The 12,737-nt window shown below is 68.7% G+C and carries 9 protein-coding genes; all 9 read right to left on the bottom strand.

Translation table 11 applies throughout. The annotated features are described in order from the left end of the window. Positions 1–75: 75 nt before the first annotated feature. The 9 genes from KS03_RS20830 to KS03_RS20790 all read right to left on the bottom strand — a co-directional run bounded on the left by KS03_RS20830 (position 76) and on the right by KS03_RS20790 (position 12,558). Positions 76–1,959 (bottom strand): polysaccharide biosynthesis protein, encoded by a 1,884-nt coding sequence (locus KS03_RS20830; protein WP_012734823.1) that lies wholly within the window; start codon positions 1,957–1,959, stop codon positions 76–78. Further along, positions 1,956–2,999, bottom strand: coding sequence for an MraY family glycosyltransferase (locus KS03_RS20825; protein WP_012734822.1), 1,044 nt, complete (start codon positions 2,997–2,999; stop codon positions 1,956–1,958). Before KS03_RS20825 ends, KS03_RS20830 begins: the two co-directional genes overlap by 4 nt. 10 nt (positions 3,000–3,009) lie before the next feature. Continuing rightward, positions 3,010–3,993 (bottom strand): NAD-dependent epimerase/dehydratase family protein, encoded by a 984-nt coding sequence (locus KS03_RS20820; protein ID WP_012734821.1) that lies wholly within the window; start codon positions 3,991–3,993, stop codon positions 3,010–3,012. Further along, a complete protein-coding gene (locus KS03_RS20815; RefSeq protein WP_012734820.1) occupies positions 3,990–4,841 on the bottom strand; it encodes a glycosyltransferase family 2 protein in 852 nt (283 codons plus the stop codon). Before KS03_RS20815 ends, KS03_RS20820 begins: the two co-directional genes overlap by 4 nt. Positions 4,842–4,867: 26 nt before the next feature. Next, positions 4,868–5,905, bottom strand: a complete 1,038-nt coding sequence (locus tag KS03_RS20810) for a glycosyltransferase family 2 protein (protein WP_017923202.1) — start codon at positions 5,903–5,905, stop codon at positions 4,868–4,870. Positions 5,906–5,948: 43 nt separating this feature from the next. Further along, positions 5,949–6,527, bottom strand: a complete 579-nt coding sequence (locus tag KS03_RS20805) for an acyltransferase (RefSeq protein ID WP_012734818.1) — start codon at positions 6,525–6,527, stop codon at positions 5,949–5,951. Positions 6,528–6,539: 12 nt separating this feature from the next. Continuing rightward, positions 6,540–7,775 (bottom strand): glycosyltransferase family 4 protein, encoded by a 1,236-nt coding sequence (locus tag KS03_RS20800; protein WP_012734817.1) that lies wholly within the window; start codon positions 7,773–7,775, stop codon positions 6,540–6,542. Between the two features lie 28 nt (positions 7,776–7,803). Next, positions 7,804–11,106 carry a methyltransferase domain-containing protein gene (locus KS03_RS20795; protein ID WP_035981867.1) on the bottom strand — a complete coding sequence of 1,101 codons (3,303 nt, stop codon included), beginning with the start codon at positions 11,104–11,106 and terminating at the stop codon, positions 7,804–7,806. Positions 11,107–11,184: 78 nt separating this feature from the next. Then, on the bottom strand, positions 11,185–12,558 hold the full coding sequence (locus KS03_RS20790; RefSeq protein WP_012734815.1) for an ABC transporter ATP-binding protein: 1,374 nt from the start codon (positions 12,556–12,558) through the stop codon (positions 11,185–11,187). Positions 12,559–12,737 lie beyond the last annotated feature (179 nt).

The following is a 12,737-nucleotide window of genomic DNA, read 5'->3' as shown; positions in this document are numbered from 1 at the left end:
CTTCACCATGAAAAAAGGCGCTCGTTCGAGCGCCTTTCGCTTTGCCGCCGCCCCCTCACATACGGGCCGGACCTGTCAGCCGGCCTGCTGCGCGCCGCCGCCGGCGATGCTCTGCAAGGTCGGCGCGCAGGCCGGCTGATACTCGGGCACCCAGCGGCGCAGGTCGCGGCGCACCTCGTCGTCGCCGAGCACGCGATGCTGCATGAGCCAAGGCAGCAATTCGTCGAGCAGGTGGTCGGGCACCTCGCGCGCCTTCGCGGTGCGCAGCTTCGGATGCGGCGTGCGGGTGGTGGTCTCGTCGTCGGCGAGCAGTTCCTCGTAGAGCTTCTCGCCGGGCCGCAGGCCCGTGAACTCGATGCGGATCTGCTGTTCGTCGAAGCCGTAGAGGCGGATCAGGTCGCGCGCCAGATCGACGATGCGCACCGGCTCGCCCATGTCGAGGATGAAGATCTCGCCGCCCTGCCCCATGCTCGAGGCCTGCAGCACGAGTTGCGAGGCCTCGGGAATCGTCATGAAGAAGCGCGTGATCTCGGGGTGCGTGACCGTCACCGGGCCGCCCTTGGCGATCTGCTGCTGGAACTTCGGGATCACGCTGCCGGCGCTGCCGAGCACGTTGCCGAAGCGCACCGTCTCGAACTGCGTGTTCGGGCTGGTCTGCTGCAGCGCCTGGCAGGCCATCTCGGCGAGCCGCTTGCTGGCCCCCATCACGTTGGTCGGATTGACGGCCTTGTCGGTGGAGATCAGCACGAAGTGGCGCACGCCATGGCGGATCGCCGCGCGCGCCACGCGGTAGGTGCCGAGCACGTTGTTGCGCAGCGCCTGCCAGGCGTTGAGCTCCTCCATCAGCGGCACGTGCTTGTAGGCGGCCGCATGGAACACGATGTGCGGCGCGTAGCTCGACATCACGTGCTCGAGCAGCAGCGAATCCTTGGCGTCGCCGATGATCGGCACCACGCGGCTGTCGCCGAAGCGCTCGCGCAGGTCCTCGGTGAGCCGGTAGATCGCGAATTCGGACAGGTCGAACGCGATCAGCTGCGCGGGCGAGAAGCGCAGGATCTGGCGGCACAGCTCGGAGCCGATCGAGCCGCCCGCGCCCGTCACCATCACCACGCGATCGTGCAGCAGGGCGTCGACGTGGGCCGTGTCGATCGTCACCTCGTCGCGGCCGAGCAGGTCCTCGAGGTTGATGCTCCGCACCTGGGACAGGAAGCCCTGCCCGGGCATCAGCCCGGTCAACGACGGCAGGACCATCGCCTTCACGCCCGCCCGCACGCACAACGTGGCGACGCGGCGCTGCACCTCCACCGAGGCCGACGGCATCGCGATGATCACGTGCTCGGCCTTCGTCGCCTCGGCCCAGCGCGGCAGTTCGGAAATCGGCCCGAGCACCTTGTAGCCGTACACCTCGCGGCCGCGCTTGGCCGGCTCGTCGTCGAGCAGGCCCACCAGCCGCCATTCGCCCGAGCGCGACAGCTCGCGCGCGAGGCTCGCGCCGGCGCCGCCCGCGCCGAGCACCAGCACCGGCTTGCCCTGGCCGACGAGGCCGCCGTAGCGATAGAACTCCTTGATCGCACGGTACAGCGCGCGCGCGCCGCCCATCACGAGGAACAGCAGCATCGGCGAGAGCAGCAGCACCGAGCGCGGAATGATGGGTGCCGGCTGGAACATCACGGCGCAGGCCATCACGATGCCGCCGCCGCCCATCACGGCCTTCGAGATCCGCAGCAGGTCGGGCAGGCTCGCGAATACCCACAGCCCGCGATAGAGGCCGAGGGCGCGGAACAGCACGGCGTAGACGGGCAGCACCCAGGCGAGTGCGGTCACGCCGCCGTGGAAAAACTCAGGGGGGATCTCGCCGTTGAAACGGACCAGATAGCTGACAAGCCAGGCGGCCGCCACGGCCAGCACGTCGAACAGGAACGCGCCGAACGAGAGCCAGGATGCTTTGGGTCGAATCATGGGCGCATACCTCGAGTAGATGACAGCGCCGCCTGATAGCGTCGCCACCGCGCGTCAATCGCCAGCGCCAGCGCGCCGAGCACGAGATACCAGAGCGCCGCGACCACCCAGGACCGGTACCCGGGGCCGGTGCCGGCGGCCACGCCGACGAGCGCCCCGACACCCATCAGCAGGTAGGCGCACAGCGCCATGCGCGCGTGCCCGGTACCCATCATGACGACCCGCTGATAGTAATGCTCACGATGCGCCTGCCAAAACTTCTCTCCCCGCAACAGACGTTTCGACAACGTGAGGGACGCGTCAAAAATAAAGGGAGCAAATACGATCGCGGGAAACGCGGCCGACCACACCCCATGGGTCCATCCCCAATAACTGAGCGCGCCCGCCAGGAAGCCGAGGGGAATCGAGCCGGCATCGCCGAGGAACAGCTTCGCGGGATGGAAATTGAGCAACAGGAAGCCGGCCGCCGCGCCGGCCACCGCGGCGGCGGCAAGCCCGACCGACGGCGCGAAGGCGGCACCCGCCGCCGCCGCACGATATGCCGCGACCGCCATTGCGCCGAAACCGAACACCGCCATGCCGCCCGCCAGGCCATCGGCGCCGTCCATGAAATTATAGAGATTGACGAGCCACAGCAGTACGAGCGCGACCGCGGGCAGCGCCCAGAGTGGCAGGTCCGCAGGGTAGGCCGCCAGCAGCGCGGCCACGGCCGCGATGTGACCGCCGAACCGCACGCGCGCCGACAGGCCGCGCCGATCGTCGATCTGGGACATGGCGGCCAGCGCCAGCGCCAGCCACGCGGCCCAGGCCAGATCCGGCGCCGCGAACACGATCAGCAGCGTCGCGACGGGGACCACGCCCCAGCCACCCACACGCGGAATCGGCCGCAGGTGCAGCGAGCGCGCGTTCGGCACGTCGGTCGCGAGGCGCCACGCAAGCCCCGTGCCCAGCAGCACACGCAAGATCAGCGTGCTGCCGACGCCCGCGATGGCGAGCACGCGCAACGCATCGCTCCAGTGGGGAAAAGCGGTGGTAAGCATGATCTGAATTTTACTCGTGCTTCGTCGTTGATCGGTACCACCGGGCGGTGGCAGCCAGCCCCTCGTCGGTCGAGATGGGCGGTTGCCAGTCGAGCGCGTCGGCGAGCGCGGCATGGCTCACGCGCAGGTTCTGCGTGAGCCGGTCGATCTGCGCCCCCCTGCCCGTCGCGCGCCCGAGCGCGCGCAACACCGGCACCGGCACCGGCAGCAGCCGCGCGGGCCGGCCGAGGTGGCGGCCGATCGCGCGCAGCAGTTCGGAGACGGTCAGCGAGCCGGCATCGGCCACGTGGAAGCACCGCTCGCCCGCCGCACCCGCCGCGCGCGCGTCGAGCGCGCAGAGCGCCAGCGCATCGGCCAGATTCCCGACATGCACGAGGCTGCGCCGCGCCGTGATCGCGCCGAGCGGCAGCGGCAGCCCGCGCGCGACCGCCCGCATCATGCTCATGAAGTTCGCGCGCACGCCGGCCCCGTAGACGAGCGGCGGGCGCACGATCACGATCTCCATGCCGGTGCTCGCGCCATATTCGCGCAGCGCGAGTTCCGCCTGCAGTTTCGAGCGGCCGTAGGCGTCCTCGGGAGCCGGCGGGGTGCGCTCGTCGAGCGGCTCGCCGTGGTCACGCTCGGCCACCGCCTTGATACTGCTGACGAACACGAAGCGCCGCGCGCCGCGCTCGCGCGCCGCGCGCGCGACACGCAGGCTGCCCGCCACGTTGGTCGCCACGAACGCCGCCTCCGCCGCTTCGCTCGCCGCCTCGCGCATCACATGCACCCGGGCGGCCGCGTGGATCACGGCATCCACGCCATCGGGAAACGGCCTGGCCGGTTCGCCGAGCCCCGCGAAATCGGCCGCCGGATGCAGCCATTCGCTTGCCTGCCCGATGGTGCGGTCTGGGCGCCGCAGCAGTGCCACCACCTCCACGCCGCGCGCGGCCAGCGCGGCCGTGGTGGCCCGGCCCACGAAGCCGCTCGCGCCCGTCACGACGATCCGCGTCACCAGAGCCTCCAGCCGAAACGATTGAAGAACCGGACCGCCGATGCGCCGAACAGCTTCACGTGCAGCCAGCCCTTGCGCGCCGCATGGCCGCCGTAATGGGTGGTGCGCACGGCGGGCACATAGGCGATGCGCGCGACCTCGTGGGTACGCAGGCTCAGATCGTAATCCTCGAAATACAGGAAATAGCGCGGATCGAAGCCGCCCAGCCGGCGCAACACCGAGGTGCGAAACAGCATGAAGCAGCCGCTGACGATCGGCGGATCGAGCCGCACGTGCTCGCCGTCGATCACGTCGCGCATCTCGTAGTCGGCCAGCAGCGCGGCGAACGGCGCGCGCAGCCGTTGGGGCAGGAAACCGCGCACGAACAGACTCAGCACGGTGGGCCGGCGTCGGCACAGATACTGCATCGCGCCGTCGGCCCCCGCCACGTAGGGCGACAGCAGGCCGACCTCGGGATGGCCGTCGAGGAAAGCGAGCGCCTCGCTCAGCGCATCCGGTGCGAGGTCGATGTCCGGATTCAGGATCAGATGAAAGTCCGCGGGCACCAGGTCGATCGCGAGATTGTGACCACGACCGTATCCGACGTTGCCGTGCCCCGAGATCACGCGCCCTTCGATTCCCGCGCTGGCCAGGTGCCGCAGCAGGTCGGCACCCGCGGCCGCGTCGAGCCCGCCATTGTCGATCAGAAGCACCGTCACCGGCAATGCACCGCGCCGCGCGCGCGCGTGGGCCACCGCGCCGGCCAGCCGTTCGATCGTGTGCGTCAGCACCGGAACGTCGGGCCGGTACGCCACGATCGACACCACGAGTCGGTCGCGGCCGGGCCGGGAAGCGTCGAAATCGTGCATGGATGCGGGCCTCGGCAGCGGGCGGGTCAGGCGAGCGCGCTGCGAAACGCCTCGGCCTGGGCCGGGTCGGTCGCATAAGCGTAGAACGCCGCGCGCGATGCAAACGCGCGCGCGGCGGTTTGCAGGAACAGCACGAGGTCGGACATTGCCTTGTTGGCGAGGAAACGGCGGAACGCGTCGAAATCGTCGGCGCCGAGCTTCGCGGAGAACAGCGCCGGACCGGTCATCTCGAGCGCCTGCGCGATCACCGCAGCGATCTCGACGCGCACGCGGCCGAGATCCTCCTTGATGGTGTTGCGCTCATGCACGCGGTAGACGATGTGCTCGTGGCCGCGATCGACGTGGACCGACGCGTGCGCATACGCATACATCAGGAAATCCAGGTCGTGACAGTAGCGCAGCGGCTGGAAGCCGCCGGCGGCCTCCCAGAGCGCACGGCTGAACACCATGTTGGAGGTCGTGCCGACCGAGTTCTCGTTTAGCAGCGCCAGTTGCGGCAAGCCGGTGTCGTCGAGGAACGCGCGCGCGCGCGCGAGCCAATCGATCGTGGCGCCGCTCTCGAGGCGCGTGCCATGGTCGTCCATGATGCCGATTTCGCCCGCCACCAGCGCCGTGCCCGGCAGTGCGCCGAGCACGCGCCGGCAGCGTTCCAGCTTGCCGGGCGCGAACACGTCGTCGGAATTGAGCACGGCCACGTAGTCGCCACGGCTGATGCCGATCGCGCGGTTGATGGTGTTGTGCGCGCCCGCGTTGTCCTGACGGAACGCCCGCGCGTTCGGCACGCGCGCGAGCACGCGCTGCGCCACGGCGTAGCCGTCGTCGGACGAGCCATCGTCGATCAGGATGATCTCGTCGGCAGGCGAGGTCTGCGACAGCACGCTGTCGAGCGCGCCCTCGATGTAGCGCGCGTGATTGTAGAGCGGAATGACCACCGAGATGGTCGCCGCCGACAGTTCGCCCTCGGCGGGCACGGTAAAGCCGGCCGGGACCGGAATCCGGCCCGGCCCGGCGGACGGGGCGCTGGCGGGCGGCACGGGACGGCGGCGGAACGGGAACAGGGCCATGATGTGAAATGAGCGAGTGATGCACGCGCGACGCGCGCAGCCGTTACTGGATATCCGTATCGAAGAACGGGAAATAGCGCGAGCGGTAGCGCAGCTCGCGTGAGCGCTCCTTGATGAAGCGCGCCGGATTGCCGCCGACGATCGTGTAAGGCTCGACGTCGCGCGTCACCACCGAGCCGGCGCCGATCACGGCACCCTCGCCGATCCGCACGCCAGGACAGATAATCGCGCGCGCGCCGATCCAGACGTGATCCTCGATCACGACCGGCTTGCAGAGGCAGACGAAGTCGGGGTTCTGCGGGTCGTGCGTGAGCGTCTGGATCAGCGTGTAGTGCGAGATGTTGACGTTGTTGCCGATCGTGAGCGGCACGCGGCCGTCGAGATAGGTGTACCGGTTCACCACCGTGTTGTCGCCGATCGAGATGTGGTAGCCGGTGACGAAACAGCCCATCGCGATGCTCGAATCATGGCCGATCCGGACCTGGCAGAAGCGCCGCAGGAACGCATGCCGAAGGCGGTACGGCATGTAGTTCATGAACAGGTGGTTGCCAAGATAGAAGCACACCGCCGGCTTGAAGCGCCAGCGTAGGAAGCGATACAGCGATTTGAGCCTGCCGAGCATTCGACGCCTCCGTCACCGCGCGTGCGCACGCACGACGTCCTCGATCACCGCCTCGTAACGCGAGACGATCCCGGCGAAGTCGTAATGCGCATAGATCTTGTCGCGGCCGCGCGCACCGCGTTCGCGCCACCCCTGGCGATCGCTGGCCATGCGATCCATCGCATCGGCCAGCACCGGTGCGACGCGGTAGCGGCGCGGCGCATAGGCGAGTTCGTCGAGCAGCTTCGAGTTCAGGTCGATGGTGTCGCCGTACTCGTTCGGCACGAGGATGCCGATGTCGTCCTGCTCGATCACCTCGGCCGACGCGCCGGTATCGCTGAGCACCATCGGCTTGCGATAGAACATCGCCTCGTTCATGGCGATGCTCCAGCCCTCGATGAACGACGGCAGCAGGAACGCATCGGCGATCCGGTGCACCGCCGCCACGTCCGCGACGTAGCCGGGCATCAGGATGTGCTCGCTCAGGCCATGAGCATCGAGATGGGCCCGCAGCGCGTCGATGTGCGGCGCATAGACGACGTTGCCGACGCAGAGAATCTTCACGTCGCGGCGCCGCTCCAGCAGGTGGAGCATCGCGTCGGCCATCAGGTAGTGGCCCTTGTGCAGGTTGTAGGACGCCACGTTGGCGAACACGTAGTCGGTGTCGGCCAGGCCCAGTTCCGCACGCGTGAGCGACTGCGGCTGGCGCTCGCGCGCCTCGTGCTCGGCCAGGATCAAGCCGTTCGGAATGGTGTCGACCTTGGCCTCGGACACGCCCAGCCGGTGCACGGCGAAGCGCGTGGCGTTGCGCGACACCGACACGTAGCGGTCCACGTAGCGGTCGTTGCGCGCAAACGCGCTCGCCTGTGCGTCCGAGAAGAACGCGTAGACGTTGTGGATGTAGGTCACGTTCGGTATCCCGAACTTCTCGAACAGCGGATAGCCGGTGTCCGAGAAGTGCGACATCGCGATGTCGATGCCGTCCTCGGCGAGCAGGCGCTCGTAGGCCGGCAGCGGGTTGCCGGCGGGCAGCCCGACCACGCGCAGGCCCGCGTCACGCGCCACCGTACCGAGATGGCCGACCGTGCCGGGCGTGACGATCGTCACGTCGAAGCGCGCGCGATCGAAGGCAATCGCCGAGTCGAGGACGACTTTCTCGAGGCCGCCCTTGTCGAACGATGCCAGCTCGATCACGACACCGAGCTTGCCGTCGGTGCGACGGCGGCGTTCGGGCCGTTTGCGGAACAGGGAAAACAGGGATTGCAGCATGGGAATATCCGGAAATGCGGGAAACGAGTCAGCGGACGTCGAACACGCCGGCGCGCAAGTCGCGCGTGCCGTCGCGAACGCCGATCGAGTCCAACAGGGTCGCGAGGCGGGCTGCCACCGACTCGACCGAGTACTCGGTCGCCGCCGCTGCGAAGCCGGCGTCGGCAATGCGCTGCCAGAGCGCGGCATCCTCGTGAAGCGCCACGATCGCGGCCGCGATCTCCTCGGCGCTGTCGCCGCTCAGCATCTGCTCGCCGGGCACGAGCCCCATGCCCTCGCTGGCGACGCGGCTCAGCACCGACGGCAGGCCGGCCAGCAGGCTCGACACGACCTTGCCCTTGATGCCGGCACCGAAGCGCAGCGGCGCCACCGACAGCCGCGCGGCCGACGTGACCGTGTCGAGATCCTCGACGAAGCCGACGATCACGACCTTCTGCGCCGGGTCCGCCAGCGCGGCAACCTCCGCGGTCACGCCGCTGCCGACGATGCGCAGCTCGATGTCCGGCAGCGAGCGCCTGACGATCGGCCAGATCTCCTTGACCAGAAACATCACGGCGTCAATGTTCGGCCGGTGCGCGAAACCGCCGACGAACAGCACGCCGGAACGCTCGGCGAACGGCACGGTCGAGCGATTCGGCATGCGCGGGATCGGGATCCGATGCACGTTGGCGCCGGGCACCAGGTTCGCCAGGATCTCGGCCTCGGTGCGGCTCACCACGATCGTGGCATCCGCGTCCTCCACCGCCTGCAGCTCGGCACGCTTGAGCAGCATCGCCTCGTCGAGCGCGGCTGGCGAGCGGCTCAGCAGGGCAGCACGCTCCTCGCGCACGTAGTGCAGATCGACGGTGCCGAAAACGAACTTGGTGCCGAACGCCCCGGCCTGCAGCACCTCGATGGCCTCACGCGCCACGATGATCCGTTGAGCGAGCACGACGCGCGCGTGCACGGCCTCCTCGGCAAGGATTTCCCCGAACGACTGCCCGGGGCGGGCGAGGCGGACGCGAATCCCCCAGCGGCGCAACGCGGCGCAATAGCGATCGTCCGGGGCCACGGGCGGCTCGTAGGCGGCCACGAAGCACACGTCGAAGCCGAACTCGTGCAGGATTCGCATGTACCAGTACACGTCGTTCGAGCCGGAATCCTGGTCGGGCTTCGGCACGAACGCATCGGCCACCACCACCTTCGGCCGCGTGGTGAGTTCCAGGACGTCATCGAACGGGCGATTGCCGCGGAACAGCCGCTCATAGCGCTGACGCAGCGCCCAGCGCGCATGCGCCGGCTCCCATGCGTCAGCGCCCGCGGCTGCGGCATCCATCTCGACGAAACGCGCGAACGGTTGCAGGTAGAGCGACTGGCCGCGCAAAGCCAGCTCGAGCGCGGTCGCGGTCAGATCGATGTCGCCTTCCACCAGCATCGCCACCTCGTCGTGCACGGTGCGCCAAACGTCCTTGCGGATCGCGACGATACCGGGGCTCGGCGCCGTCACGCGCTCGACCGCGCCGAAGCGGTCGTCGCTCAGCGCGTCGCCGGCATGCAGCGGCTGGAGTTGCGCGCTGGCGTCGAGGCGCGCGCCGGCAGCCCGCACCACGCCTTCGCGCGTGAGCACCAGTGCTGTAACGGCGTCCGCGCCGAAGCGGCGGAACGCCTCCTCGACGGCTTCGAGCCAGCCCGGCTGCGGCATCAGGTCGGCCGACATCAGCACCACGAATTCTCCAGGCAGGTCCGGCAGTTGCAGGCGCCGCGGCTCGCCCTCGAACCGGCCGTCCAGCTCGACGCGCGCAAGCACGTCGGCGCCGCTCTTCGTCTGCAGCGCCGCTTCCAACTCGCCCAGCACGGCGACCCGATACGGCAAGCCGGTCGTATGCGCCGCCAGCCCGGCCAGCACGGCCTCCGCGGACGCCGCGCGGCGCGGGAACACCACGATCGAGGCGCGCGGCGCATCGCTTTGCGCCAGCGCGCGCGGCGTCACGTCCAAGCCGGCCAGCAGCGCGCCGTCAGCCTGCTCGGGCGCCGAGCGCACGGGGCGCTGACGCATCGCGCGCAGGCGGCCCAGTACACTGCGCAGCGGCTGCGTCACGCGCCACGACATCGAGCGCTGCATCGCGCTCAGTTGCTCCCGCAACTGTTGGTTCTCGCGCAGCAACGCACGCTGCTGCGCGCGCGCCGAGACTGACGGCGCCGCCTGATCCGGCGCAGCGGCCGGCGCCACCCGCGCGAGCGCCTCACGCACGTGCCGCGACAGGTCATCGACGCGCCGTACCAGCAGCGAGGACGTCTGCTGCTGCTCACCGAGGCGTGCCAGCAGATCGGCGTTCGCGCGCTCCCTGCGCTGACCGCCATTGCCCTCGCCCGTGCCGGCAGCGGCGCGGGTCTTGAGCTGCGCCAGCTCCGTGTGCAGCTTCGCGATCTCCGCGTCGCGCTTGAGCGTGGCCTCGGTCAGGCGCACCGTCTCGGCCGTCAGCCGGCCGATTTCGTCACCGCGGCTCATTGTCTCGTTGGTCAGACGCACGATCTCGACCAGTTGCGCGCCGAGCTTGGCATTGCGCTCCTGGTCGTAGCGCGTAAACGACACGCCGCCGTCGAGCAGATCGTCGTCCGGCTCGGGCAGTTCGCCGTCGGAGGCGATCGCGATGAAGTAAACCGGATCGAGCAGTCCCGTGGTCGACCGGTATTCCCCGATCGAGCGCTCGGCCCAGCAGTTGAACTCACGCGTGCCTTGCCGGCCCTCGCGCTGCAGCCACGAGCCGGCCAGCGGCTTCTGCTCGTACAGCACGAAATTGCGAAAGCCGCTGGACAGCCAGGCCACGAATTCGTCACGGTCGAGCTCGCGCACGTGATACTCGTTCGGCGGCGCGCCCTCGGGCGAGTAGATCGGGCGATTCGGCGTGGAGATGATCATCAGGCCGTTCGGACGCAGCACGCGCTTGGCCTCGCGCATGAAGGCCTCGTGCTCGTGAAAATGCTCGAGCGTCTCGAATGAGTTCAGCACGTCGATCGAGGCGTCGGGCAGCGGAATCGCCGTTGCGCTGCCGTGCTCGTATCGCAGGTTCGCGTGCTCGCCGTAGCGCGTTCGCGCTTTTTCGACCGCGGCCGCGTCGATGTCGACCCCCACCACCGAGCGCGCGGCCTGCGAGAGCAGCGCCGAGCCGTAGCCCTCGCCGGAGGCGATATCGAGCACTTCCTTGCCGGCGACGAGTGCCGTCGAAAACAGGTAGCGATGATAGTGCTCATACTGGATCGGGCCGCCGACGCCGGGCAGATACCGCTCGCCGGTGAATTCGTGGCCGTTCTCCGCACCCTTGAACCGAAACGTCCGCACTGCTTTTGTCATATAGAGAAATCCTGATACGGATGGCGCGGGGTCATGGAAGCCGGATATCACCGGCCCGCGCCCCTGAGCAAACTGATGTCAGTGGATCGCCAGCATCTCGACGCCCGCAAGCGGCACACCCACCAGTGCGTGACGCACTCGCGAAGAGGTGACCTCGAGCGGCAGCGCGTCGTGAATCCAATGCAGCTGCACGTGGTCGTACTGCGTGCCGTCGGCAATCGCCACGTTGATGAAATACTGGCCGACCGGCAGTACCGGCATCACGAACGAAAACTCGGCGGTCAGCGTATCGCCCGCGCCGCAGGCGACCGGATCGCCGAGGTAGGTCAGGTAGGTATTCGCGCCGACCAGTTCCTGGCCGCGCTCGTTCTTGATGTAGAAACCCGCGATTGGCGAGACGAGCGCATCGTCCACCTCGATCGTCACGCGCAGCGTGACCGGTTCGCCGCCCACCGCCCATGCCAGCGGCCGGCGTTCGGCATCCACCAGACGCGCATCGACGATCCGGGCGCCGCCGGCGCCGAACGCCTGCGACGCCACGTTGAACGGCAGCACGCGGATATCGTTGCGCAGCGCCGAGGCGTTGATCGCGTCACGGCGCACGTCGAGCTGCCCGGCCGCCGGCGCCTGGGCATCCGGCGCCGGCGCGGCCCGCGACGGGCCGGCCGCCGGTGCGGCTTCGCCGTAGCGCGCCTCGAGATAGGCGCCGCAGACCTCGGCCGGCGAGCCCTGCGCGATCACGCGGCCCGCGTCGATCCAGACCGCCCTCGTGCAGAGCTTGCGGATCGTCGACGTGTCGTGGCTGACGAACAGGATCGTGCCGTGCCGCTTGAACGCCTCGAGAAAGCGATAGCACTTTTGATTGAAAAACGCGTCGCCGACGGCGAGCGCCTCGTCGATCACGAGGATGTCGGCATCGACGTGCGCGATCACCGCGAACGCCAAGCGCACGAACATCCCGCTCGAATAGGTCTTGACCGGCTGGTCGATGAACTCGCCGATGTCGGCGAACGCCGCGATCGAATCGTAGCGCGCGTCGATCTGCGAGCGCGTGAGGCCGTAGAGCTGCGCGTTCAGGTAGATGTTCTCGCGGCCCGTATATTCGACGTCGAAGCCAGAGCCGAGCTCCAGCAGCGCCGCCACCTTGCCGTTGACGCTCAGGGTGCCCGCGCTCGGCGCCAGCGTGCCGCAGACGATCTGCAGCAGCGTGCTCTTGCCCGAGCCGTTGCGGCCCACGATGCCGATCGTCTCGCCGCGCCGCACCGACAGCGACACGCCCTTCAGTGCCCAGAACGTACTGGCCTCGCCGGCCACCCGCGAACGGCGCGCCACGGACGGAGCAAATCGGGAAATCACGCCGAGCGCGCCGAGCTTGAGCCGGTCGGACGGCCGGGCATAGGCGGCAAAGCCCTTGGTGATACCCACTGCCTCGATAGCGCTCTCTTCAGACATACCGGTTGTTATGCACTCACCCCTGGGCCGCGAAAATACACCACAACGCTGGCGAGCGCCATATGTAAGGAGCAGCGGGACGGTTACGTTGTAGAACTTACTGGATTCTACCGCGTTTCGTGTTTTTCACGATGCGATAAAGCTCGTGGCGCCGGCAGTGTTGGATCAGCGCAAAGCTT

The organism is Burkholderia glumae LMG 2196 = ATCC 33617 (genome assembly GCF_000960995.1).
In the GTDB taxonomy this organism is placed as follows: domain Bacteria; phylum Pseudomonadota; class Gammaproteobacteria; order Burkholderiales; family Burkholderiaceae; genus Burkholderia; species Burkholderia glumae.
The sequence above is the reverse complement of the archived record's forward strand: the minus strand, read 5'-3'. Positions and strand labels throughout refer to the sequence as shown.